The organism is Halomonas sp. Y3, from assembly GCF_024137965.1.
GTDB lineage: Bacteria > Pseudomonadota > Gammaproteobacteria > Pseudomonadales > Halomonadaceae > Halomonas > Halomonas mongoliensis.
This window is the reverse complement of the sequence record NZ_CP099975.1, coordinates 2684168-2707406: the sequence shown is the minus strand read 5'-3', so window position 1 is coordinate 2707406 and position 23239 is coordinate 2684168. Positions and strand designations below refer to the sequence as shown.

The following is a 23239-nucleotide window of genomic DNA, read 5'->3' as shown; positions in this document are numbered from 1 at the left end:
ATTTTCCGCTGCGCTCCAAATTTGCCGCAGAGCGCGGCGTTCTTCAGGAGGTAAATTGATTAATATTGTGGGAAAATGGCGAATCAAGTGGATGGAGATGTGGGATCAAGATTTTGTTGATCTTATCGAGCCCGGGTATTTTCAGTTCGATAAAGACGGCCTTGGTTTCTTCATGTTCGGCGCAGTCGAGGGGCAAATCGATTATCGCGTTACTGATGATGGAGCGCGCGTCGAATTCTCGTGGTCCGGCAATGACGATGGCCGCGAGAACTCTGGCCGTGGTTGGTTCCAGTTTCAATCTGCAGGCTCAGCTAAAGGCAAGATATTCATTCATTGTGGAGACGAGTCGGCTGTGAATATCGAGTTTCAAGCATAACCAGGGCATGCGCCGGATGCCAAAACTTACGCTTCGCTGCGGATTTGCCACCGGTGATGACAGACGCTGCAACGCAAGAGGGCCCGCCAATGGCGGGCCCTCTGCATTCTGGCCGTCGGAATGGCTGATCGCCGTTACTGACGGTAGGCGGATTCCTTCAGCGCGCGGATGCGGTCATCCAGTGGGGGGTGGCTGGCAAACATCCGCTCCATCAGCGAGCGGGTCTGGCCCTTGGTGATGGCCATGGCGCGCAGGGTGTCCGGCATCTGGTCGGGCATCTCGGTCTCCGCCTTGAGGCGGGCCAGGGCGTTGATCATGGCGCCGGAGCCGGCAAGCCTGGCGCCGGCGGCGTCGGCGCGGTATTCACGGAAGCGCGAGAACCAGGCGACGATGGCCGAGGCGACGATGCCGAAGACGATCTCGGCGACGATCACCACCGCGAAGTAGCCCATGAAGCCGAGTCCCCCCTCGCCGTCGCTGCGGCTCTTGAGGAACTGATCCACCAGGTGGGCGACCGCCCGGGCGAAGAACATCACGAAGGTGTTTACCACCCCCTGCACCAGCGCCAGGGTCACCATGTCGCCGTTGGCCACGTGGCCGATCTCGTGGGCCAGCACCGCGCGCACCTCCTCCGGGCGCATGCGGTTGAGCAGGCCGGCGGAGACCGCCACCAGGGCGTCGTTGCGGTTCCAGCCGGTGGCGAAGGCGTTGGACTGCTGGGCGGGGAAGATGCCCACCTCCGGCGTCTTGATGCCGGCCTCCCGGGAGAGCTCCTCCACGGTGTCGAGCAGCCACTTCTCGGTGGCGTTGCTGGGCGTCTCGATGATCACGGTGCCGGTGCTGCGCTTGGCCATCCACTTGGAGATGAACAGCGAGATCATCGAGCCGGCCATGCCGACGATAAAGCAGAAGATCAGCAGGCTGTTGAAGTTGATGCCCTGGCCGCGCAGGTAGCCCTCCACGCCCAGCAGGCGCAGGGTAATGCTGGCAACCAGGATCACCGCCAGGTTGGTGCCCAGGAAGAGCAGGATTCTCATCATGTTGCGTTGTCTCCGGTGGTTAGGGGAATAGCGGGAGCTCGGGAGAATATGGCCGCACCGGGGGCGCGGCATTCAGAAGTCGTTGCTTAGATACGGTCGGCGCGCCGGGGTTTCAAGCGGCGGACATATCCCTGCGCCGCCGGCTACTGGCGGTAGCGGGACAGGAAGCGGGCGAAGCGGTCCAGGGCGTCGCCGAGCTGGTCGGCCCAGGGCAGGGTGACGATGCGCACGTGGTCCGGGTCCGGCCAGTTGAAGGCGGTGCCCTGGACCAGCAGGATCTTCTCCTGGAGCAGCAGGTCGAGCACCATCTGCTGGTCGTCCTGGATATTGAACACCTTGGGGTCGAGCTTCGGGAAGGCGTAGAGGGCCCCCTTCGGCTTGACGCAGCTCACCCCGGGGATGGCGTTGAGCTTCTCGAAGGTGATGTCGCGCTGGGCCAGCAGGCGCCCACCCGGCAGGATCAGGTCGTTGATCGACTGGTAGCCGCCCAGCGCAGTCTGGATGGCGTGCTGGGCCGGCACGTTGGCACACAGGCGCATGGAGGCGAGCATGGTCAGCCCCTGGATGAAGTCCGCAGCGCGCTGCTTGGCGATGCTGCCGGAGAGGATCATCCAGCCGGAGCGGAAGCCGGCGCAGCGATAGCTCTTGGAGAGGCCGTTCATGGTCACCACCAGCTGGTCCTCTTCGGCCAGGGCGCCGGTGGAGACGTGCTCGACGTCGTCGTAGAGGATCTTGTCGTAGATCTCGTCGGAGAAGACCACCAGGTCGTGCTGGCGGGCGATCTCCAGGAGCTCGCGCACCACCTCCGGCGGATAGACGGCGCCGGTGGGGTTGTTGGGGTTGATGATCACGATGGCCCGGGTGTGGCTGGTCACCTTGGCGCGGATGTCGTCGAGATCCGGCGCCCAGTCGGCCTGCTCGTCGCACAGGTAGTGCACGGCGCGCCCGCCGGAGAGGTTGGCGGCGGCGGTCCACAGCGGATAGTCCGGCGCCGGGATCAGCACCTCGTCGCCGTCGTTGAGCAGCGCCTGCATGGCCATCACGATCAGCTCGGAGACGCCGTTGCCGATATAGATATCCTCGATGCCCACGCCCGGGATCTCCTTGCGCTGGCACTCCTGCATGATCGCCTTGCGCGCCGAGTAGAGCCCCTTGGAGTCGCAGTAGCCCTGGGCGGTGGGCAGGTTGCGCATCACGTCCTGGAGGATCTCCTCCGGCGCCTCGAAGCCGAAGGGGGCGGGGTTGCCGATATTGAGCTTGAGGATGCGCTGGCCCTCTTCCTCCAGACGCTTGGCGTGGTCGAGCACCGGTCCGCGGATGTCGTAGCAGACGTTGTGCAGCTTGTGGGATTTGCGGATCGGGGTGGTGTCCATATCGTTCGGTGTCCAGTATCCAGGGCGGCGGGCGAAAGGGGATTATGCGTCGGGGGCGGCGTCGCCGTCATCCTCGCCGCCGTCCGGCTCGGCGGCGGGTGCGGCGGGAATGTCCGCGGGCGTCTCCAGGGTCAGGCGGCCGAGCTTGCCGTCGCGCAGCTCATGGAGCAGCACCTCGGCGCCGCGGTGCAGGTCCACCTCGCCGCCCGGGCGCAGGCCGCCTCGCCTGCCGGCGATCTCGGCCAGGATGGCGTGGCCGTCGAAGCCGGCCACGGCCAGCAGGTCCACCCGTGCCGGGCCGTCGGCCTCGACCCGCTCCGCCTCGGGGTGGGGGGCATAGGGGGACAGGGCCTTGAGCTTGTAGCGGGCCTTGAGCGCCTCGGGATAGCGACGGGCCAGCTCGGCGGCGGCCACCACCGCCACGTCCACGTAGTCGATGGCGGTGTCGCGGATGGCGCCGCTGGCGGCCAGGCGGTAGGCGCTGGCCTGGTCCTCGATCTTGGGCCAGAGCACGCCCGGGGTATCGGTCAGCGCGACCCGTCCGCCGATGCGCACCTTCTGCTGGCGCTTGGTCACCGCCGGCTCGTTGCCGGTCCTGGCGATCGCCTTGCCGGCCAGGCCGTTGATCAGGGTCGACTTGCCGACGTTGGGGATGCCCATCACCATCACCCGCACGTCGCGGTCGGCGCGCACCTGGCCCGCCAGCTCATGGCAGAGCGCCGGGATGCGCTTGAGCTCCCGGGCGTTGGTGGTGGTGATGGCGAGCGCGCGGGTGTCGGGCTGGGCGTCGAAGAAGGCCACCCACTCCCGAGTCCGTTCCGGGTCGGCGAGATCGGCTCGCGACAGGATCTTGAGCACCGGCTTGTGGCGGGTCAGCTCGGCGAGCATGGGGTTGGCGCTGGAGTAGGGGAGGCGGGCGTCGAGAACCTCGATCACCACGTCGATCTCCGGCAGCGCCTCGGTGATCTGGCGTCGCGCCTTGTGCATGTGTCCCGGGTACCAGCCGAGCATCGAGTCTCTCCTGCCAACCAATGAAAAAAAGGCCGCCCATCATAGCAGATGGGCGGCCGCGGCTGGATGCGACGGAAGACGATTCCTCGCCGGGCGGTTATTCCCCGCCGTGGAAGTCGATGGCCACCGAGTTGATGCAGTAGCGCAGACCGGTGGTCTCCGGCGGGCCGTCGGGAAAGACATGGCCCAGGTGGGCGTCGCAGTGGGCGCAGACCACCTCGGTACGCAGCATGCCGTGGGAGCTGTCCGGCCGCTCCTCGACGCTATGCTTGCCCAGGGGCCTGTCGAAGCTCGGCCAGCCGCAGCCGGCGTCGAACTTGTGCTCGTTCTCGAACAGCGGGGCCTGGCAGCACACGCAGTGGTAGATGCCGTGCTCGTCGCTGACCCGGTAGTCGCCGCTGAAGGGCGGCTCGGTGCCCTGCTCCCGGGTCACCCGGTACTGCTCCTCAGTCAGCTGCTCACGCCACTCGGCTTCGCTCTTGGCGATCTTGTTGCGCATGCCGTCTCTCCTCGTCGACCGGCTTCAGACATTGAAGCGGAAGTGGATCACGTCACCATCCTGGACGATGTACTCCTTGCCCTCCAGGCGCCACTTGCCGGCGTCCTTGGCGCCCTGTTCGCCGCCCAGGGTGACAAAGTCATCATAGGCGATGACCTCGGCGCGGATGAAGCCCTTCTGGAAGTCGGTGTGGATGACGCCGGCGGCCTCGGGGGCGGTGGCACCCACCTTCACGGTCCAGGCGCGCACCTCCTTCACCCCGGCGGTGAAGTAGGTCTGCAGGCCGAGCAGGGCGTAGCCGGCGCGGATCACGCGGTCGAGCCCCGGCTCCTCCATGCCCATCTCGTCGAGGAACATGGCGCGTTCCTCGTCGTCGAGCTCGGCGATCTCCGCCTCGAGCTGGTTGCACACCGGCACCACCACTGCCCCCTCGGCCTCGGCGATCTCGCGCACCACATCCAGGTAGGGGTTGGCCTCGAAGCCATCCTCGTTGACGTTGGCGATGTACATGGTGGGCTTGAGGGTCAAAAAGCCGAAGCCCTTGAGCTGCTTCTGCTCGTCGTCATCGAGGCCGAAGCTGCGCAGCGGCAGGCCCTCGGCCAGATGGGGCTGGATGCGCTCGAGGATCGCCTTGGTGGCGATGGCCTCCTTGTCGCCGCCCTTGGCCACCCGCACCAGGCGCTGGATGGCGCGCTCCACGGTGTCGAGGTCGGCCAGCGCCAGCTCCATGTTGATGATCTCGATATCGGCCCGGGGATCCACCTGGTTGGCCACGTGGATGACGTTGTCGTTGTCGAAGCAGCGCACCACGTGGGCGATGGCCTGGGTCTCGCGGATATTGGCCAGGAACTTGTTGCCGAGCCCCTCGCCCTTGGAGGCGCCTTCCACCAGGCCGGCGATATCCACGAACTCCATGGTGGTGGGCAGTACCTTCTGGGGCTTGACGATCTCCGCCAGCTTGTCGAGGCGCGGGTCGGGCATCGGCACGATGCCGACGTTGGGCTCGATGGTGCAGAAGGGGAAGTTCTCGGCGTCGATGCCGGACTTGGTGAGGGCGTTGAAGAGGGTCGACTTGCCGACGTTGGGCAGGCCGACGATACCGCAGTTGAAACCCATGGGATCGTCCTGGAAAGCGTGTTCGCGATTGGAAAGTGGCGTCTATTCTACGCGGGCGAAGCGCGTTTGGAACATCAAGCGCTCTTGAAACTGTGCAGCCGGTTCATGGCCTTGACCCAGTCGCCGGCGAGCGCCAGGGGCAGGGTGGCCAGGCACTCGTCGATGGCGGCCTCGATGGCGGCATGTTCGGCCTTGCCGGGGCGCCCCAGCACGAAGTGGGTCACCTGCTTAGCATCGCCCGGGTGGCCGATGCCGATGCGCAGGCGGTGGAAGCCGCGCTCGTTGCCCAGGGCGCTGACGATGTCGCGCAGCCCGTTATGGCCGCCGTGGCCGCCGCCGGTCTTGTAGCGGGCGGTGCCGGGGGCGATATCCAGCTCGTCATGGGCGACCAGCAGCTCGTCCGGGGCGATCTTGTAGAACTGGCAGAGCGCCGCCACGGCGCCGCCGCTGCGGTTCATGAAGGTGGTCGGGTTGAGCAGGTGAAGGTCGTGTCCTTCGAACTGAACCCTGGCGTGGAGCCCCAGGAACTTGCGGTCCGGGCGCAGCTCGGCGCCGGCGCGGCGGGCCACGGCCTCCACCAGCCAGGCGCCGGCGTTGTGGCGGGTGGCCTCGTAGTCGGCGCCCGGGTTGCCCAGTCCGATGATGGCTCTGACCTGACTCATGGCGGTTGTCTCCAAAAAATCATCCGGAATGATTTTTGACGTCGCGTTAGCGGCGGTCCGCAGGATGGCCGCCAGGGACGGGCGGCCACAAAAAAAATCAAGCGCCGGGGCGCTTGATCATAACCGAAGGGGGCCGCGGCTGGCACGGCCCCCCGAGCGTGGCGCGGGAGATTACTCGCCCTGCTCGCCTTCCTCGCCTTCGGCCGCTTCGTCGGCATCGCCACCGCGGACCTTGGCCTTGGTGATGCTCAGGATCGCCTGGTTGTGGTCTTCGCCGTGGGTCAGCTCGACCAGGCTCACGCCGGCCGGCAGGGTCAGATCGGTCAGGTGCAGGGTGGTGCCCAGCTCGACGTCGGTGATGTCCACTTCCAGGAAGTCGGGCAGGTCCTTGGGCAGGCAGCTGATCTGGACTTCGTTGGCCAGCACGTGCAGCTCGCCGCCGTTGTCCTTGATCGCCTTGGACTTCTCCTCGCCCACCACGTGCAGCGGCACGTTGATGGTGATCTCATGGGTGGCGTCAACGCGCAGGAAGTCGGCGTGGGTGACCAGCGGCTTGAAGGGGTGGCGCTGGAGGTCACGCACCACGACCTGCTCGCTCTGGCCGTCGATGACCAGGTTGATCACGGAGGAGAAGAAGGACTCCTGCTCGATCGCCTTGTAGAAGGCGGACTTCTCGACGGAGATCGGCTGGGGGGCCTTTTCGCCACCGTAGATGATGGCCGGCACCTGGAGGTTCGCACGACGCAGGCGGCGGCTCGCACCTTTCCCCAGGTCGTTACGAACGCTGGCGTTAAGGGTAAAATCAGACATGGAATTGCCTCTTCAGTGAAGTAGGAAAGCGCCGTGGCCCGCGACCTGACCAACGGCACTTCCGATAGCCTGCCGGGACGGAGGGTCCCGCAGGGTGCTGTCCGGCGCCGGTTCCCGAGGCAGACCTCAGTGGAACATGGCGCTGACGGATTCTTCGTTGCTCACCCGACGGATCGCCTCGGCGATCAGGCCGGCCACGCTCAGCTGGCGGATGCGGCCACAGCGGCGGGCGTTGTCGGAGAGCGGAATGGTATCGGTGACCACCACCTCGTCGAGCACCGAGCCGACGATGTTGTCCACCGCCGGGCCCGAGAGAATCGGGTGGGTGGCGTAGGCGACAACGCGCTCGGCACCGTGCTCCTTGAGCGCTTCGCCGGCCTTGCAGAGGGTGCCGGCGGTGTCGATCATGTCGTCTACCACCACGCAGTTGCGGCCTTCGATCTCGCCGATGATGTGCATCACCTGGGCCTGGTTGGCCTGGGGACGACGCTTGTCGATGATGGCGAGGTCGGCGTTGAGCTGCTTGGCGATGGCCCGGGCGCGCACCACGCCGCCCACGTCGGGGGAGACCACCACCAGGTTCTCGTAGTTCTGACGCTCGATGTCGTCGAGCAGGATCGGCGAGCCGTAGACGTTGTCCACCGGCACGTCGAAGAAGCCCTGAATCTGGTCGGCATGGAGGTCCATGGTCATGACGCGGTCGACGCCGGCCTTGACCAGCATGTCGGCGACGATCTTGGCGGAGATCGGCACCCGGGCCGAGCGCACGCGACGATCCTGACGGGCATAGCCGAAGTAGGGCACCACGGCGGTGATGCGGTGGGCCGAGGCGCGACGCAGGGCGTCGACCATCAGCACCAGCTCCATCAGGTTGTCGTTGGTCGGCGCACAGGTGGACTGAAGGATGAAGACATCCTTGCCGCGCACGTTCTCGTTGATCTCGACCGCGATTTCGCCGTCGCTGAACTGGCCGACCGTGGCGTTGCCAAGGCGAGTATCCAGACTCTCGGCGATCTTACGGGCGAGTTCGGGATTGGCGTTCCCGGCGAAAACCATCAATTTTGACACGCGCAGCCACCTATGCAGTGTTGGGTCATCAGGAGTTGAATCCCAGAACTTCGTGGAGGGGAGAGCGGTTCAGGCCGCGGGCCTTGAAGGCTGGCCAGCGTCCGTCGATCTCGGCCAGCAGCCGGTCCGCATCGACCTCCCGCGGCAGGCGGGAAAAGACACAGGCGCCGGTGCCGGTCAGCAGGCTGGGTGCCCGCTCCGACAGCCAGTCGATCGCTTCTGCCACCGGCGGGTAGAGACGACGCACCGTGGCCTCGCAGTCGTTGCGCCAGCTAGACGCTCCCCCCTGCAGGGCGCGCGCCATGGTAATCGGGGGTGTGTGGCGTGTCAATTCGGCTGCCCCGAACACCGCGGGGGTGGAGACCGCCACGCCCGGATGCACCACCACGAACCAGGGGGTGTCCAGTTCCACCGGGGTGAGGCGTTCGCCGACCCCCTCCCCCCAAGCGGCGTGGCCGCGCACGAAGACCGGCACGTCGGCGCCCAGGGCGAGCCCCAGCTCGGCCAGCCGCTCCAGGGGGAGTCCCAGCGCCCAGAGCCGGTTGAGCCCGACCAGGGCGGTGGCGGCATCCGAGCTGCCGCCCCCCAGGCCGCCGCCCATGGGCAGGCGCTTCTCAAGGTGGATATCGGCGCCCAGGCGGCGGCCGCTCTCCTGCTGCAGCGCCCGGGCGGCGCGCAGCACCAGGTTCTCCTCGGCGGCGACGCCGGGCAGCTCGGGGGTCAGGCGCAGCTCGCCGTCGCTGCGGGAGGAGAGGCGCAGGGTGTCGCCGTGGTCGAGGAACTGGAAGAGCGTCTGCAGCTCGTGGTAGCCGTCGGGCCGGCGACCGATGATATGCAGCATGCGGTTGAGCTTGGCCGGGGCGGGCAGGACAAGGGGCTCTCTCATCGGCTCACTCATCGACGACGGGGCGCCAGTCGGTGACCACCAGGGTCACCCGCAGGTCGCCGTAGGTCATCACCAGGCGCCGCGGCAGCCAGAGCGACTCGGTCTGGGTCCAGTCGCGGTAGTCGATGGTCCAGCCGTCCTGCATCAGGTGCAGGGGAAAGCCCAGCTCATCCTCCTCGAGGCGGTAGTCGCTGTTGGCGCCGGGCAGGCCGCGAACCCAGTCCTGCAGGGCCCCCACCGGCAGGGACCAGCCCAGCTGCTCCTCCATCAAGGCTTCCGGGGTCTCGGCCTCGAAGCGCCCTTCGCTGGTGGTCAGGGAGAAGCGCCCCTCGCGACCCTCCAGGGTGCTGCGGCCGCTGCCGAAGGGGCCGCTGAGCAGCATCCGATAGTAGTGGGAGTGCTGGCTCCAGTCGAGATTGGCGCTGGTCGCGTCCTGGGAGGTGCGCAACCCGACCCGGGCGGCCAGGATCCAGGTGTCGAGGGCCTCGGTGCGCTCGGCCTGGGCCTGCCACTGGCCGGCGGCGCGTTCGCCATCCGGTGCGGGAGTGCGGCCGGCGCAGCCGGCCAGCAGCAGCAGGGCGAACAGGGGAATCAGCAGCGTCGTCAGGGAGCGTGGTGTCATGGGGTCTCTCGTGGCGGTGGTCGGGGGAATCGCGGCGTCAGGGCCGCAGTTCGGGCAGGCGCCGGAGCAGGTCGTCGATCAGCGGACGCTCATCGAAGCGTTCCAGCGCCTCGGCCAGGCGCTCGCGAGCCTCGGTGCGGCGCTCCAGGGCCCAGAGCACCTCGATCAGGTGGGCGGCGATCTCCTGGTCGGGCATGGCCGCATAGGCGCGCTCCAGCCAGGGCAGGGCACGCTCCGGGTCCCCCAGGCGGAAGTAGACCCAGCCCAGGCTGTCATGAATGGCGGGGTTGCCGGGGTCGAGCTCGTGGGCGCGCTCGATCATCTCGCGCGCCTCGTCCAGGCGTTCGGTCACGTTCATGTCGGCCAGGGTGTAGCCCAGGGCATTGAGGGCCATGGCGCTGTCGGGGTTGCGCTCGATGATGCGCCCCAGGTCCCGCTCCATGCCGTCGAGGTCGCCGGCCGCCCAGGCGCGCATGGCGCGCAGGTAGAGCAGCTGCTCATCGTTGGGGGTGCGGCTGAGCTCACGGTCCAGCAGGGCGTCCGCCTCTTCGCCGAGCCCCTCCCGCTCCAGCAGCTCCACCTCCAGGGTGATCAGGTCGGCGAAGTGGGCATCGTGACGCAGCCGCTCGATGCGCAGGAAGGCCCGAGCGTCGAGCAGACGGTCGTCGGCGATCAGCATCTCGGCGGCGCGCAGCCGGGCGGCGAGGAACTCGCCACCCGGGGCGACCTGGCGATAGTAGAGCAGGGCATTGTCCACCTCGCCCTCCGCCTCGGCGGCGGTGCCGAGCAGGTAGAAGGCCATGGGGGGCGTGTCGGGGGCATCCACCAGGGGCAGCAGCAGGCGCCGGGCGGCCTCGGCGGCGTCCTCTTCCAGATAGAGCTGGGCCAGGGCCAGGCGCAGCGAGGCGTTGCCGACATGCTCCTCGAGCAGGGCATCGGTGCGGGCCTCGGCGGCGGCGACATTGCCCAGGCGCAGCTCGCTCTGGGCCAGCAGCAGAATAAAGCGGGGGTCATCCGGGGAGAGGGCCAGCCCGCGGCGGGCCGCGTCCCGAGCGCCGCGGTGGTCGCCACGCTCCTGGGCCAGGCGGGCCCGGGTCAGCCACAGCGCCGGCAGCGCCGGGGCGCTCTCGCCGAGCCGGGCGAGGCGCCGTTCGGCGGCGACGATATCGCCGGCGGAGACCTCCAGCAGGGCGGTGGCGAGCTCCGCGTCCTGGCGGGCGGGCCCTTGGGGGGCGCGGGGCAGCCAGTCGCGCAGCAGGGGGAGCAGCGGGCGCGGGTCGGCGTTCTCGGCCAGCGCCGCCTCGACGAAGGCGGTGAGGTCGCTCTCGCCGCCGCGCTCGACCAGCGCCAGGCGCTGACGCAGCGCCTCTGGCCAGTCGCCGCGCTGGACGGCCAGGCCGGCCAGCAGGCGGGAGGGGGCTTCGGCACCCGGGGCTAGCGCCTGCCAGCGGTCGGCGGCTCGGGCCAGCAGTTCGCGGTCGCTGCTGAAGCTGGCCGCCAGGGCGGCGCGCTCGGCCAGCGCCGGGGTGGCGTAGCGCTCGCTGGCCTCCAGGTAGCCCAGGGCGGCCCGGCGGTAGTCGCCCCGCTGCCCGGCGAGCTCCGCGGTCAGGAGCCCCGCCAGCCCCTGGGCGTCCAGGCCGCGCTCGATGGGGGGCGCTCCGATCAGGGGGTCGTCCAGGGGCAGTTCATGTTCCCCGGCCGAAGGCAGCGCCTGGCAGCCGCCGAGCGTGACGGCCAGCGCCAGGGGCGCCAGGCGGGCGGAAAGCGAGCGAAGTGACGAGGAGCGGACGGCAGGCATGAGCATCTCGTTGGCAGGGCCGAACCGCCAGCATAACGGCTCGGCCGGCGCGGGCAAAGGTCGCCTCGGCAGGGGCGCCCAAGGCGGTGACCCTGTGATAGAATCGCTGCGCATTATTCATGATGCCGCCAAGGCCGGCCACCACCAGCAAAGACGCCCTACGCATGACGCTGCTTGCCCTAGGAATCAATCATCGAACCGCCACCGTCGAGGTGCGCGAACAGGTGGCCTTCACGCCAGCCCAGCTGGAGACGGCGCTCGGTGAGCTGCGTGGTTTGCCGCAGGTCAAGGAAGCGGCGGTTCTCTCCACCTGCAATCGCACCGAGCTCTACTGCGTCACCGAGACGGAGGGGGAGCGTGCGATCCTCGACTGGCTGGGCCGCTTCCACGGCCTCCCGGTGGAGGATCTGTCCCGGTGTGCCTACCACTACCTGGACAACGAGGCCGCCCGCCACCTGATGCGGGTAGCGGTGGGGCTCGACTCCATGGTGCTGGGAGAGCCGCAGATCCTCGGCCAGCTCAAGGACGCCTACCAGGCCAGCCGGCTGGCGCGGGGGCTGGGCAAGGAGCTCGAGTGCCTCTTTCAGCACACCTTCTCGGTGGCCAAGCAGGTGCGTACCGAGACCGGCATCGGCAAGAACCCCGTCTCCGTGGCCTACGCGGCGGTCAGCATGGCCAGCCGGATCTTCGACGACTTCGGTCGTGCCCGGGCCCTGCTGATCGGCGCCGGCGAGACCATCGAGCTGGTGGCCCGCCACCTCCACGAGGCCGGCGTGCGCCAGCTCACCGTGGCCAACCGGACCCGGGAGCGCGCCGAGCTGCTGGCCGGCAGCCTGGGCGGACGCGCCATTGCCCTGGACGCCATTCCCGAGGCGCTGGCGGAGGCCGATATCGTCATCTCCTCCACCGCCGCGCCCTTGCCGATCATCGGCAAGGGCATGGTGGAGCGGGCGCTGAAGAAGCGGCGCCACCGCCCCATCTTCATGGTGGACATCGCCGTGCCCCGGGATATCGAGCCCGAGGTGGGCAAGCTCTCCGATATCTTTCTCTACTCCGTCGATGACCTTCAGGAGGTGATCGAGGAGAATCGCCGCCACCGCCAGGTGGCCGCCGACCAGGCCGAGTCGCTGATCGAGCACGGCGTGGGCGCCTGGCTGCACGAGCGGCGCATCCGCGGCGGCGGCGAGCTGATCCACGACTTTCGTTCCCTGGGCGAGGCCCAGCGCGACCTCTCCCTGGAGCAGGCGCTGATGCGCCTCGGCCGAGGCGAGGACCCCGAGGCGGTGGTGCGCCGCCTGGCTCACCAGCTCACCAACCGGCTGCTGCACCGCCCCACCGTGGCGCTGCGCGAGGCCGCCTCCGCCGAGCGCCACGATCTGCTCGAAGCCGCCGGCGCGCTGCTCCTCGCCGACTCCCCCGACAAGACCCGATAGGACGACCCATGAAAGCATCCCTGCGCCAGCGCCTCGACGCCTTCGGCGAGCGCTTCGAGGAGCTCGCCGCCCTGTTGGCGGAGCCCGACGTGATCGGCGACCAGCGCCGCTTCCGAGACTACTCCCGCGAGTATGCCGAGCTGGAGCCGCTGGTGGAGGCCTGGCGGGTCTATCGCGGGGTCGAGGACGATATCGAGGCCGCCGAGCAGCTCGCCTGTGACAGCGACCCCGAGATGCGCGAGCTGGCCGAGCTGGAGCTGGCCGAGGGGCGCGAGCGCCTGGAGACCCTGGAAGGGGAGCTCAAGCAGCTGCTGGTGCCCAAGGACCCCGACGACGGCCGCAGCGTCTTCCTCGAGGTGCGCGCCGGCACCGGCGGCGACGAGGCGGCGCTGTTCGCCGGCGACCTGTTCCGCATGTATTCTCGCTACGCCGAGCAGCACGGCTGGCGGGTGGAAGTGGTCAGCGCCAGCCATGGCGAGCAGGGCGGCTACAAGGAGATCATCTCGCGCATCAAGGGCGAGGGGGTCTACGCTCGGCTCAAGTTCGAGTCCGGCGCCCATCGCGTGCAGCGGGTGCCGGCCACCGAGTCCCAGGGGCGCATCCATACTTCCGCCTGCACCGTGGCGGTGATGCCCGAGGCGGACGAGGTGGGCGACATCGAGATCAACCCCGCCGACCTGCGGGTGGATACCTTCCGCTCCAGCGGCGCCGGCGGCCAGCATGTCAACACCACCGACTCCGCCATCCGCATCACCCACCTGCCCAGCGGCGTGGTGGTGGAGTGCCAGGAGGAGCGCAGCCAGCACAAGAACCGCGCCAAGGCGATGTCGCTGCTCGCCGCCCGGCTCAAGCAGAGCGCCGAGTCATCGCGGCGCCAGGCCCAGGCCGACGAGCGCAAGAGCCTGGTGGGCTCCGGCGACCGCAGCGAGCGCATCCGCACCTACAACTTCCCCCAGGGGCGGGTCACCGACCACCGCATCAACCTGACCCTCTACAAGCTGTCCGAGGTGATCGGCGGCGAGCAGCTCGACGAGGTGATCGAGCCGCTGATCCACGAGTACCAGGCGGAGCAGCTCGCCGCCCTGCAGCAGGAGGCCTGAGGTGCTGGGTGCAAGCCAGCGTCTCGATGCCCTGCTGGTGGCGGCGGCGGCGCGCCTGGCCGAGGCCGGCTCGCCCACGCCGCGCCTCGACGCCGAGGTGCTGCTCTGCCACCTGCTCGAGGTCGACCGCACCTGGCTCTACACCTGGGGGGATCGCGAGGCGGACCCCGCCATGGCGGAACGCTTCGCCGCCCTGGTGGCGCGCCGCGAGGCCGGCGAGCCGGTGGCCTACCTCACCGGCGAGCGGGAGTTCTGGGGCCTGCGCCTGGCCACCGAGCCGAGCACCCTGATCCCCCGCCCCGATACCGAGACCCTGGTGGAAGCCGCCTTGGAGCGGGCGAAGGCGGCCAGCGGGCGCCTGCTGGATCTCGGCACCGGCACCGGCGCCATCGCGCTCGCCTTCGCCAGCGAGCGGCCGGCGTGGCGGGTGCTGGGGGTGGATATCCGCCCCGAGGCGGTGGCGCTGGCTCGCCGCAACGCCGCGCGGCTCGCCATCGTCAACGCCGAGTTCCGCCAGAGCGACTGGCTCTCCGCGCTGGCCCCCGCGGAGGGCGAGGCCGCCGAACGCTTCGACCTGATCGTCTCCAACCCGCCCTATCTCGCCGATGACGACCCCCACCTGGCCCGGGGCGACCTGCGCTTCGAGCCGGTGAGCGCTCTGGTGGCCGGCGAGGCCGGCCTGGCCGATCTGCGCCACCTGGTGGCGGTCGCCCGCGGCTACCTTGCACCGGGCGGCTGGCTGCTGCTGGAACACGGCGCCGAGCAGGGGAGGGCGGTGCGCGACGCCCTGCAGGCGGCCGATTACCGGGAGGTGGCGACCCGGCGCGACCTGGCCGGCCACGAGCGGGTCTCCCTCGGCCGCCTGGCCTGACGTTGGACGTTGAGAGGGCGGCTGGCGGTGCCGCGGGATGTTATGGTAGATGTTGATCAGAAAATAATACCGAAAGCCGCCCTGAATGCGTGACTGAACACCAGACAGCGGCCGTTGCCGCGGTTGTTTCCAGTTCAATCACCTGTTTGGACGGCTCAGTCTGCCACTCCCGACCGGCCAGCCACCTCCCCATGAAAGCCAAGACTCGCACTCTCGACCGTATCGACCTCAAGATCCTGCGCTGCCTGCAGGAGAACGCCCGCATCTCCTACGTCGACCTCGCCTCCCAGGTGGGGCTCTCCACCACCCCCTGCCTGGAGCGGGTCAAGCGCCTGGAGCGCGCCGGGGTCATCCGCGGCTACAAGGCGGTACTCGACCCCCGGGCGCTCAAGGCCAACCTGCTGGTCTTCGTCGAGATCAGCCTGGAGACCCAGTCGCCGGCGGTGTTCGACGAATTCCGTCGCGCCGTGGCCAAGCTGCCCCAGATCCAGGAGTGCCACCTGGTCTCCGGCCAGTTCGACTACATCCTCAAGTGCCGCATCCCCGAGATGTCCGCCTACCGACAGCTGCTCGGCGACGTGGTGCTGACCCTGCCCGGGGTCAAGGAGTCCAAGAGCTATGTGGTGATGGAGGAGGTGAAGGAGGAGTTCTCCCTCCACGTGCCCGATATCGAGGAGTTCGAAGGCAAGTGACCGCGACCATGAACGACGCCGACCTGCTGCGCTACAGCCGCCAGATCATGCTGGCCCAGATCGACATCGAGGGGCAGGAGCGGCTGCTCGCCGGCCGCGCCCTGGTGGTGGGCGCCGGTGGGCTCGGCTCCCCGGTGGCCCTCTACCTGGCCGCCGCCGGGGTCGGCCGGCTGACCCTGGCCGATGCCGATGCGGTGGAGCTCTCCAACCTGCAGCGCCAGATCGCCCACGGCGAAGCGGACCTGGGCCGCAACAAGGCAGAGTCCGCCCGGGAGTCGGCCCAGGCGTTGAACCCCGGCTGCCGCATCGAGACATTGACCGCCCACCTGGAGGGGGAGCGCATGGCCGCGGCGGTGGCCGACGCCGACGTGGTGCTTGACTGCACCGATCGCTTCTCCAGCCGCTACGCCATCAACGCCGCCTGCCGGGCGGCGGGCGTGCCGCTGGTCTCCGGGGCGGCGATCCGCTTCTCCGGGCAGCTGGCGGTGTTCGATCCCCGGGACCCCGAGTGCCCCTGCTACGCCTGCCTCTATCCGCCGGATGGCAGCGGCGACGAGGCGCTCTCCTGCGCCGAGAGCGGCGTGGTGGCTCCCCTGGTGGGGCTGATCGGCAGCTTTCAGGCCCTGGAGGCGATCAAGCTGCTCAGCGGCGCGGGCACCCCCCATCGGGGGCTCTCCACCTTCGACGGCCTCACCGGCCAGTGGCGCCACTTCCGGGTGCCCCGGGATCCGGCCTGTGCGACCTGCGGCGGGTGATGGTAATTTCTTGACGCTCCGGGCGGCCGCCCGGGGCCGGGGTAGCGCCTCGAGGGCGCCGGAAAGCCAGGATGCCAGCCCGTTTAGCGGGCCACCGGCGGCGGTTGGCGCAGGAGCGGGCGCCCCGCGGCGTTGGTATCGAATACTTGACAGTTTCGCCGCGGCTGATGTCAAACTGAATCGCATCAACAATCTCAAGAACAACAGCGAGCGCCCTGCGCATGAGCGTATCTCCCCCCTCTTCCGGTAGCCTCGAACGCCGCCCCGCCTCCTGGTACCGCGACTCCATCGCCGTGGCGCTCGGCCCCTGCCCGCCCCTGGCGGGGGAGGTGCGTGCCGACGTCTGCGTGATCGGTGGCGGGGTGACCGGCTGTTCGGCGGCGCTGCACCTGGCCGAGCGGGGCTATTCGGTGGTGCTGCTGGAGGCCAGCGAGATCGGCCATGGCGCCTCCGGGCGCAGCGGCGGCCAGATCCTGCCGGGGCTCGGCACCGATATCGCTACCGTGGAGCGCGCCCTGGGCCTGTCGGCCGCCCAGGATATCTGGGCCATGAGTCGCGAGGCGGTGGCGCTTACCGCCGAGCTTATCGGGCGCCACGCCATCCCCTGCGACCTGGCCTGGGGCTACCTGCACGCCGCGGTCAAGCCGCGCCACGTCAGCGAGCTCAAGGCCTTCCGCGACCGCCTGGCCCGAGACTACGGCTATGAGGCGCTGACCTGGCTCGAGGGGGACGCCCTGCGCGAACGGGTGGTGACCGACGCCTACCCCGGGGCGCTGCACGAGAGCGAGGCGGGGCACCTGCACCCGCTCAACTACACCCTGGGGCTGGCCCGGGCCGCCCGCGATGCCGGCGCCCGGCTCCACGAGGGCAGCCCGGCGCTGGACATCCAGCGCGGCGCTCCCCACCGGGTGATGACCCCCGAGGGGAGCGTGACCGCCGACTTCGTGGTGCTGGGCACCAACGCCTTCCAGCACCGCCTGGTGCCGGAACTCGAGGGGCGGGTGATGCGGGCGGCCAACTATATCGTCGCCACCGAGCCGCTCTCCGCCGAGCGCGCCGCCCGGGTGCTGCCGAGAAACGACGCCCTGTCGGATGCCAACTTCGTGCTCGACTACTATCGGCTCTCCGGTGACCGGCGGCTGGTCTACGGCGGCGAGGTGAGCTACACCGGCCGCGAGCCCAGGGGGCTTCAGGCGCGTATGGACGCCAAGATCGCCCGGCTCTTCCCGATCCTGCGCGGCGTCGCCATCGACTATCGCTGGGGCGGCGAGGTGGCCATCACCCTCAACCGGGCGCCGGACTTCGGCCGTGTTGGCCAGACGCTCTACTATGCCCAGGGCTACTCGGGGCACGGCATGGCCCTGGCGGGGCTGGCCGGCCGGCTGATGGCGGAGGCCATCGCCGGCCAGAGCGAGCGCTTCGATGCCTTTGCCGCCATGCCCCACCGGCGCTTTCCCGGCGGCGAGCGGCTGCGCACGCCGCTGCTGGTGCTGGCCACCAGCTTCTACAAGCTGCGCGACCGACTATGACGAGCGCCCGCCCTCGGGCGCCAGACGAGGTTCCCATGAAAGACCTGGAAAGCTGGCTGAAGGAGCGACGCATCACCGAGGTGGAGTGCCTGGTTGCGGACATCACCGGCATCGCCCGTGGCAAGATCGCCCCGGTCTCCAAGTTCGTGGCCGAGAAGGGCATGCGCCTGCCCGAGAGCGTGCTGCTGCAGTCGGTGACCGGCGACTACGTCGAGGACGACCTCTACTACTCGCTGCTCGACCCGGCCGATATCGACATGGTCTGCAAGCCTGACCCGAGTGCCGCCTATCCGGTCCCCTGGGCCCTGGAGCCCACCGCCCAGGTGATCCATGACTGCTACGACAAGATGGGCAACCCCATCGAGCTCTCGGCGCGCAACCAGCTCAAGAAGGTGCTGGCGCTCTACGCCGAGCGGGGCTGGCGCCCCATCGTCGCTCCCGAGATGGAGTTCTACCTCACCAAGCGCTGCGAAGATCCGGACCTGCCGCTGCAGCCGCCCATCGGCCGCAGCGGCCGCCAGGAGACCGGCCGCCAGTCCTTCTCCATCGACGCCGCCAACGAGTTCGACCCCCTCTTCGAGGACATGTACGACTGGTGCGAGACCCAGGGCATCGATATCGACACCCTGATCCACGAGGAGGGCACCGCCCAGATGGAGATCAACTTCCGTCACGGCGATGCCCTGGCCCTGGCAGACCAGGTCTTCCTGTTCAAGCGCACCATGCGCGAGGCGGCGCTCAAGCACGACGTGGCGGCCACCTTCATGGCCAAGCCGGTCACCAACGAGCCCGGCAGCGCCATGCATATCCATCAGAGCGTGGTGGACGCGAAGAGCGGCAGGAGCGTCTTCTCCAACCCCGACGGCACCATGAGCCAGCTCTTCCTGCACCATATCGGCGGGCTGCAGAAGTTCATCCCCGAGGCGCTGCCGCTGATGGCCCCCAACGTCAACTCCTTCCGCCGCTTCCTGCCCGATACCTCGGCACCGGTGAACGTGGAGTGGGGCGAGGAGAACCGCACCTGCGGCCTGCGGGTGCCGGACTCCACCCCCCAGAACCGCCGCGTCGAGAACCGCCTGCCGGGGGCCGATGCCAACGCCTACCTGGCCATCGCGGCGAGCCTGCTGTGCGGCTACCTGGGGATGATCCAGAAGGTCAATCCCTCGGCGCCGGTGCAGGGGCGCGCCTTCGAGCGACGCAACCTGCGCCTGCCCTTCACCCTGGAGCAGGCCCTGGAGCGCATGGAGCACTGCGCCGAGCTCGAGACCTACATGGGCAGCAAGTTCGTGACCGGTTTCGTGGCGGTCAAGCGGGTGGAGAACGAGAACTTCAAGCGCGTGATCAGCTCCTGGGAGCGGGAGTTCCTGCTGCTCAGCGTCTGACGTGTCCCGTCAGCGTTGAGGCCGCCCCCGACGCGGACCGCTACGCTGGCTTCATCGGCCCCGGCTCCGGGCGACCGATAACAACAAGCGACCGAAGAGGTGATCGATGATGCAAACCAAGCGACTCTCACTGGCCGTAGCCGCCGCCAGCCTGGCGCTGGGCGCTGCCGCCGCCCAGGCCGCGGGTGAGGTGCGAATCTACAACTGGTCGGACTATATCGCCCCGGACACCCTGGAGAAGTTCACCGCGGCCACCGGCATCGAGGTGATCTACGACGTCTACGACAGCAACGAGGTGCTCGATGCCGCCCTGCTGGCGGGCCGCTCCGGCTATGACGTGGTGGTACCCTCCAACCACTACCTGACCCGCCACATCAGCGCCGGGGTCTACCAGGAGCTGGACCACGACAAGCTGCCCAACATGGCCAACCTCAACCCCGATCTCATGGACGACCTGGAGTTCGTCGACCCGGGCAGCCGCTACTCGATCCCCTACATGTGGGGCACCAACGGCATCGGCTACAACGTCGAACGGGTGACCGAGATCCTCGGCGAGGATGCCCCGACCGACTCCTGGGCGCTGATCTTCGACCCCGAGATCACCACCGCCCTGCGCGAGGGGGGCTGCGGCATCTCCATGCTCGACTCCGGTGACGAGATGCTCTCCCCGGCCATGGCCTACCTGGGGCTCTCGCCGCTCTCCGAGGAGAGTGCCGACCTGGAGGCGGCGGGGGACCTCATCGCCGCGGTGCGCAACAACGTCACCTACTTCCACTCCTCGCGCTATATCACCGATCTCGCCAATGGCGACATCTGCGTGGCGGCGGGCTACTCCGGCGACATCTTCCAGGCCGCCGACCGGGCCGAGGAGGCGGGCCGCGACTTCACCATCGCCTACAGCATCCCCAAGGAGGGCGCCGCGCTCTGGTTCGACATGATGGCGATTCCCGCCGATGCGCCGAACCCCGACAACGCCCACGCCTTCATCAACTTCATCCTCGAGCCGGAGATCGCCGCCGCGATCACCGAGTACGTGGTCTACGCCAACCCCAACCTGGCGGCCAACGCCTTCCTCGACCCGGCCATCCGCGACGATCCGGCGATCTATCCCGACCAGGAGGTGATGGACAACCTCTACGTGGCCGAGGAGAAGCCGCTGGCCGTGCAGCGCGTGCGGACCCGGGTCTGGAACCGCGTCAAGTCGGGGCGCTGAGCCCGTGATGCCCGCGGCGAGGGACGCCGCGGGCAGTTCGAGAGAGGAGATGCCGATGCCCCAGAACCAGACCGCGGCGCGTCCGCCCGGGCGACGCACCGGCGAGGCGCTGGTCGAGATCCGCCGCATCAGCAAGCGCTTCGACGGCGCCCTGGCGGTGGACGACGTCAACCTGACCATCCGCCAGGGCGAGATCTTCGCCCTGCTGGGCGGCTCGGGCTCCGGCAAGTCGACCCTGCTGCGCATGCTGGCAGGGTTCGAGACGCCAAGCGACGGCCAGATCCTGCTCGACGGTCAGGAGATCACCGCCATGCCGCCCCATGAGCGGCCCATCAACATGATGTTCCAGTCCTATGCGCTCTTCCCGCATATGACGGTGGCCCAGAACATCGCCTTCGGGCTCAAGCAGGATCGCCTGCCCCGGGCCGAGATCGAGCAGCGAGTGGCCGAGATGCTCAGGCTCGTCCATATGGAGGGGTTCGCCAGGCGCCGCCCCCATCAGCTCTCCGGGGGCCAGCGCCAGCGGGTGGCCCTGGCCCGCTCGCTGGCCAAGCGGCCCAAGCTGCTGCTGCTCGACGAGCCCATGGGGGCGCTGGACAAGAAGCTGCGCACCGAGATGCAGCTCGAGGTGGTGGCGATCCTCGAGCGTGTCGGCGTGACCTGCATCATGGTCACCCACGACCAGGAGGAGGCGATGACCATGGCCGACCGGGTGGCGATCATGTCGGATGGCTGGATTGCCCAGGTGGGGACCCCGGTGGATATCTACGAGAGCCCGGCGAGCCGCATGGTGGCCGAGTTCGTGGGCAGCGTGAACCTCTTCGAGGGGGAGATTCGCGTGGACGAGGCCGACCACTGCATCATTGCAAGCCCCGCCCTCGGGCGCGATATCTATATCGGGCACGGCATCACCACCCAGGCGGACGAGCGCCGGGTGTGGGTGGCGGTGCGCCCGGAGAAGACCCTGCTCTCCCGGGAGCGGCCGGAGGGGGAGAGGAACTGGGCCGCCGGCAAGGTAGAGGATATCGCCTATCTGGGCGGGCACTCGGTCTACTACGTGCGTACCGAGACCGGCACCCTGGTCAAGGCGAGCCTGGCCAACGTGGAGCGGCGCGGCGACCGCCCCGACTGGGACGAGCCGGTCTACGTCGGCTGGGACGCGATGAGCGCCGTAGTGTTGCATGAGTGAGCCCGAAAAAGCGAGGAGCCCCATGAAACCGACTGCCCTCGAGCGCCTCTCGCGCCGCCTGCGCCCGGGGCGCGGCTGGGTCATCGCCGTGCCGCTGATCTGGCTGAGCCTCTTCTTCCTGGCGCCCTTCGCCATCGTGCTCAAGATCAGCCTCTCCGAGGCGGCCATTGCGGTACCCCCCTACCAGCCGATCCTCGACTTCACCGCCGAGACCCTCAACGTCGCCCTGAACCTGGGCAACTACCTGTTCCTGGCCAGCGATTCGCTCTACGTGGCGGCCTACTGGGGCTCGGTGAAGATCGCCTTCTTCTCGACGCTCTTCTGCCTGCTGATCGGCTACCCCATGGCCTATGCCATGGCGCGGGCCCCGGCGCGCTGGCAGCTGGTGCTGCTGCTGCTGGTGATGCTGCCCTCCTGGACCTCCTTCCTGATCCGGGTCTACGCCTGGATGGGCATTCTCAGCACCAACGGCCTGCTCAACAACCTGCTGCTGTGGATCGGCCTCATCGACTCGCCGCTGCGCATGATGAACACCAACTTCGCGGTGATGCTGGGCATCGTCTATGCCTACCTGCCGTTCATGATTCTGCCGCTCTACGCCAACCTGACCCGGCTCGACGACTCTCTCCTGGAGGCCGCCGCAGACCTTGGCTCCCGGAAGTTCAACACCTTCCTGAAGGTGACCCTGCCGCTCTCCAAGGGGGGGATCATCGCCGGCTCCATGCTGGTCTTCATTCCCGCGGTGGGGGAGTACGTGATCCCTGAGCTTCTCGGCGGTCCCAACACGGTGATGATCGGCAAGGTGCTCTGGGAGGAGTTCTTCCTCAACCGCGACTGGCCGGTGGCCTCGGCGCTGGCCATGGTGATGCTGCTGCTGCTCTTGATCCCCATCGGGCTGTTTCATCGCTACCAGTCCCGCGAGCTGGAGGAGTGACCATGCGCCGACCCTTCACGCCGCCATCCTTCACCACCCTGATGCTGATCCTGGGGCTGCTGTTTCTCTACCTGCCCATGGTGGTGCTGGTGGTCTACTCCTTCAATTCGTCGCGGCTGGTGACGGTGTGGGCGGGCTTCTCCGGGCGCTGGTACCTGGAGCTGCTGCGCGACCGGCAGATACTGGCCGCCGTCTGGACCAGCCTGCGCATCGCCTTCTTCTCGGCCACCATGGCGGTCTGCCTGGGCACCCTGGCCGCCTTCGTGATGACCCGCTTCGGGCGCTTTCGCGGCAAGACCGCGCTCTCCAGCATGATCACCGCGCCGCTGGTGATGCCGGAGGTGATCACCGGCCTCTCGCTGCTGCTGCTCTTCGTGCAGATGGCCCAGATCGTCGGCTGGCCGGCGGATCGCGGCATGGCCACCATCTGGATCGCCCACACCACCTTCTGCAGCGCCTACGTGGCGGTGGTGGTCTCGTCGCGGCTCAGGGAGGTGGACCGCTCCATCGAGGAGGCGGCCATGGACCTCGGCGCGCCGCCGGTGAAGACCTTCTTCCAGATCACCCTGCCGGTGATCGCCCCGGCGCTGGCGGCGGGCTGGCTGCTCGCCTTCACCCTGTCGCTGGATGACCTGGTGATCGCCAGCTTCGTCTCCGGCCCCGGGGCCACCACCCTGCCCATGGTGGTCTTCTCCTCGGTGCGCATGGGGGTCTCGCCCAAGATCAATGCCCTGGCCACCCTGATCATCCTGGCGGTGTCGCTGGCCACCTTCATCGCCTGGTACCTGATGCGCCGCAGCGAGGCGCGCCGGCTGGCCGCCCTGCGCCAGCAGGAGACGCCCTGATGCCCCCCTTCACCTCTACCGTCAACCGTCCGGAG

The 23239-nt window shown here is 68.6% G+C and carries 23 protein-coding genes; 12 read left to right on the top strand and 11 right to left on the bottom strand.

Going from position 1 to position 23239, the window contains the following annotated elements:
* Positions 1-55 precede the first annotated feature (55 nt).
* Complete coding sequence (locus tag NHL60_RS12905; RefSeq protein WP_253443953.1) at positions 56-376, top strand: hypothetical protein; 321 nt, start codon at positions 56-58, stop codon at positions 374-376.
* Positions 377-510: 134 nt separating this feature from the next.
* Here the strand turns inward: NHL60_RS12905 and htpX are convergent, their stop codons facing one another.
* The 11 genes from htpX to NHL60_RS12850 all read right to left on the bottom strand — a co-directional run bounded on the left by htpX (position 511) and on the right by NHL60_RS12850 (position 11261).
* Positions 511-1416: a protease HtpX gene (htpX, locus tag NHL60_RS12900; RefSeq protein ID WP_253443948.1), complete on the bottom strand. Its 906-nt coding sequence runs from the start codon at positions 1414-1416 to the stop codon at positions 511-513.
* 143 nt (positions 1417-1559) lie between these two features.
* Positions 1560-2789 (bottom strand): pyridoxal phosphate-dependent aminotransferase, encoded by a 1230-nt coding sequence (locus tag NHL60_RS12895; protein ID WP_253443945.1) that lies wholly within the window; start codon positions 2787-2789, stop codon positions 1560-1562.
* Positions 2790-2831: 42 nt separating this feature from the next.
* On the bottom strand, positions 2832-3800 hold the full coding sequence (gene ylqF / locus NHL60_RS12890) for a ribosome biogenesis GTPase YlqF (protein WP_253443942.1): 969 nt from the start codon (positions 3798-3800) through the stop codon (positions 2832-2834).
* Between the two features lie 97 nt (positions 3801-3897).
* Positions 3898-4299, bottom strand: a complete 402-nt coding sequence (msrB, locus tag NHL60_RS12885; protein WP_253443940.1) for a peptide-methionine (R)-S-oxide reductase MsrB — start codon at positions 4297-4299, stop codon at positions 3898-3900.
* A 24-nt stretch (positions 4300-4323) separates the two neighbouring features.
* A complete protein-coding gene (gene ychF / locus NHL60_RS12880; RefSeq protein WP_253443937.1) occupies positions 4324-5415 on the bottom strand; it encodes a redox-regulated ATPase YchF in 1092 nt (363 codons plus the stop codon).
* A gap of 74 nt (positions 5416-5489) precedes the next feature.
* Positions 5490-6077, bottom strand: coding sequence for an aminoacyl-tRNA hydrolase (gene pth, locus NHL60_RS12875; protein ID WP_253443934.1), 588 nt, complete (start codon positions 6075-6077; stop codon positions 5490-5492).
* 171 nt (positions 6078-6248) lie between these two features.
* On the bottom strand, positions 6249-6887 hold the full coding sequence (locus NHL60_RS12870; protein WP_253443931.1) for a 50S ribosomal protein L25/general stress protein Ctc: 639 nt from the start codon (positions 6885-6887) through the stop codon (positions 6249-6251).
* 126 nt (positions 6888-7013) lie between these two features.
* Positions 7014-7955: a ribose-phosphate pyrophosphokinase gene (locus NHL60_RS12865; RefSeq protein WP_253443929.1), complete on the bottom strand. Its 942-nt coding sequence runs from the start codon at positions 7953-7955 to the stop codon at positions 7014-7016.
* A 28-nt stretch (positions 7956-7983) separates the two neighbouring features.
* The gene (gene ispE / locus NHL60_RS12860; RefSeq protein ID WP_253443926.1) at positions 7984-8841 is read right to left on the bottom strand and encodes a 4-(cytidine 5'-diphospho)-2-C-methyl-D-erythritol kinase; all 858 of its coding nucleotides are present in this window, start codon (positions 8839-8841) and stop codon (positions 7984-7986) included.
* Positions 8842-8845: 4 nt separating this feature from the next.
* Positions 8846-9463: a lipoprotein insertase outer membrane protein LolB gene (lolB, locus tag NHL60_RS12855; RefSeq protein ID WP_253443923.1), complete on the bottom strand. Its 618-nt coding sequence runs from the start codon at positions 9461-9463 to the stop codon at positions 8846-8848.
* Positions 9464-9500: 37 nt separating this feature from the next.
* Positions 9501-11261, bottom strand: a complete 1761-nt coding sequence (locus NHL60_RS12850) for a tetratricopeptide repeat protein (RefSeq protein WP_253443920.1) — start codon at positions 11259-11261, stop codon at positions 9501-9503.
* A gap of 164 nt (positions 11262-11425) precedes the next feature.
* On the opposite strand from NHL60_RS12850, the gene hemA reads away from it, so the two are divergent.
* The 11 genes from hemA (at position 11426) to NHL60_RS12795 (ending at position 23204) form a co-directional block, all read left to right on the top strand.
* Positions 11426-12694, top strand: a complete 1269-nt coding sequence (gene hemA / locus NHL60_RS12845) for a glutamyl-tRNA reductase (protein WP_253443917.1) — start codon at positions 11426-11428, stop codon at positions 12692-12694.
* Positions 12695-12702: 8 nt separating this feature from the next.
* Complete coding sequence (gene prfA / locus NHL60_RS12840) at positions 12703-13794, top strand: peptide chain release factor 1 (RefSeq protein WP_253443914.1); 1092 nt, start codon at positions 12703-12705, stop codon at positions 13792-13794.
* A 1-nt stretch (position 13795) separates the two neighbouring features.
* Complete coding sequence (gene prmC / locus NHL60_RS12835) at positions 13796-14665, top strand: peptide chain release factor N(5)-glutamine methyltransferase (protein ID WP_301271063.1); 870 nt, start codon at positions 13796-13798, stop codon at positions 14663-14665.
* Positions 14666-14856: 191 nt separating this feature from the next.
* Positions 14857-15357 (top strand): Lrp/AsnC ligand binding domain-containing protein, encoded by a 501-nt coding sequence (locus NHL60_RS12830; protein ID WP_253443912.1) that lies wholly within the window; start codon positions 14857-14859, stop codon positions 15355-15357.
* An 8-nt stretch (positions 15358-15365) separates the two neighbouring features.
* Positions 15366-16112 (top strand): molybdopterin-synthase adenylyltransferase MoeB, encoded by a 747-nt coding sequence (locus NHL60_RS12825; RefSeq protein ID WP_253452184.1) that lies wholly within the window; start codon positions 15366-15368, stop codon positions 16110-16112.
* Between the two features lie 221 nt (positions 16113-16333).
* The gene (locus NHL60_RS12820; RefSeq protein WP_253443910.1) at positions 16334-17641 is read left to right on the top strand and encodes an FAD-binding oxidoreductase; all 1308 of its coding nucleotides are present in this window, start codon (positions 16334-16336) and stop codon (positions 17639-17641) included.
* Positions 17642-17676: 35 nt separating this feature from the next.
* Entirely contained in the window at positions 17677-19023 is a 1347-nt protein-coding gene (locus NHL60_RS12815; protein WP_253443908.1) for a glutamine synthetase family protein, read from the top strand.
* Positions 19024-19129: 106 nt separating this feature from the next.
* Positions 19130-20236: a polyamine ABC transporter substrate-binding protein gene (locus NHL60_RS12810; protein ID WP_253443906.1), complete on the top strand. Its 1107-nt coding sequence runs from the start codon at positions 19130-19132 to the stop codon at positions 20234-20236.
* A 55-nt stretch (positions 20237-20291) separates the two neighbouring features.
* Positions 20292-21425 carry a polyamine ABC transporter ATP-binding protein gene (potA, locus tag NHL60_RS12805; protein WP_253443904.1) on the top strand — a complete coding sequence of 378 codons (1134 nt, stop codon included), beginning with the start codon at positions 20292-20294 and terminating at the stop codon, positions 21423-21425.
* Positions 21426-21447: 22 nt separating this feature from the next.
* Positions 21448-22359 carry an ABC transporter permease subunit gene (locus NHL60_RS12800; protein ID WP_253443902.1) on the top strand — a complete coding sequence of 304 codons (912 nt, stop codon included), beginning with the start codon at positions 21448-21450 and terminating at the stop codon, positions 22357-22359.
* A 2-nt stretch (positions 22360-22361) separates the two neighbouring features.
* Entirely contained in the window at positions 22362-23204 is an 843-nt protein-coding gene (locus tag NHL60_RS12795) for an ABC transporter permease subunit (protein WP_309635562.1), read from the top strand.
* The last annotated feature ends 35 nt before the right edge of the window (positions 23205-23239 follow it).

Coding starts and splice junctions, on each gene's coding strand:
- htpX (WP_253443948.1), bottom strand. CDS start 1,416: ATGATGAGAATCCTGCTCTTCCTGGGCACCAACCTGGCGGTGATCCTG.
- NHL60_RS12895 (WP_253443945.1), bottom strand. CDS start 2,789: ATGGACACCACCCCGATCCGCAAATCCCACAAGCTGCACAACGTCTGC.
- ylqF (WP_253443942.1), bottom strand. CDS start 3,800: ATGCTCGGCTGGTACCCGGGACACATGCACAAGGCGCGACGCCAGATC.
- msrB (WP_253443940.1), bottom strand. CDS start 4,299: ATGCGCAACAAGATCGCCAAGAGCGAAGCCGAGTGGCGTGAGCAGCTG.
- ychF (WP_253443937.1), bottom strand. CDS start 5,415: ATGGGTTTCAACTGCGGTATCGTCGGCCTGCCCAACGTCGGCAAGTCG.
- pth (WP_253443934.1), bottom strand. CDS start 6,077: ATGAGTCAGGTCAGAGCCATCATCGGACTGGGCAACCCGGGCGCCGAC.
- NHL60_RS12870 (WP_253443931.1), bottom strand. CDS start 6,887: ATGTCTGATTTTACCCTTAACGCCAGCGTTCGTAACGACCTGGGGAAA.
- ispE (WP_253443926.1), bottom strand. CDS start 8,841: ATGAGAGAGCCCCTTGTCCTGCCCGCCCCGGCCAAGCTCAACCGCATG.
- lolB (WP_253443923.1), bottom strand. CDS start 9,463: ATGACACCACGCTCCCTGACGACGCTGCTGATTCCCCTGTTCGCCCTG.
- NHL60_RS12850 (WP_253443920.1), bottom strand. CDS start 11,261: ATGCCTGCCGTCCGCTCCTCGTCACTTCGCTCGCTTTCCGCCCGCCTG.
- hemA (WP_253443917.1), top strand. CDS start 11,426: ATGACGCTGCTTGCCCTAGGAATCAATCATCGAACCGCCACCGTCGAG.
- prfA (WP_253443914.1), top strand. CDS start 12,703: ATGAAAGCATCCCTGCGCCAGCGCCTCGACGCCTTCGGCGAGCGCTTC.
- NHL60_RS12830 (WP_253443912.1), top strand. CDS start 14,857: ATGAAAGCCAAGACTCGCACTCTCGACCGTATCGACCTCAAGATCCTG.
- NHL60_RS12825 (WP_253452184.1), top strand. CDS start 15,366: ATGAACGACGCCGACCTGCTGCGCTACAGCCGCCAGATCATGCTGGCC.
- NHL60_RS12820 (WP_253443910.1), top strand. CDS start 16,334: ATGAGCGTATCTCCCCCCTCTTCCGGTAGCCTCGAACGCCGCCCCGCC.
- NHL60_RS12815 (WP_253443908.1), top strand. CDS start 17,677: ATGAAAGACCTGGAAAGCTGGCTGAAGGAGCGACGCATCACCGAGGTG.
- NHL60_RS12810 (WP_253443906.1), top strand. CDS start 19,130: ATGATGCAAACCAAGCGACTCTCACTGGCCGTAGCCGCCGCCAGCCTG.
- potA (WP_253443904.1), top strand. CDS start 20,292: ATGCCCCAGAACCAGACCGCGGCGCGTCCGCCCGGGCGACGCACCGGC.
- NHL60_RS12800 (WP_253443902.1), top strand. CDS start 21,448: ATGAAACCGACTGCCCTCGAGCGCCTCTCGCGCCGCCTGCGCCCGGGG.
- NHL60_RS12795 (WP_309635562.1), top strand. CDS start 22,362: ATGCGCCGACCCTTCACGCCGCCATCCTTCACCACCCTGATGCTGATC.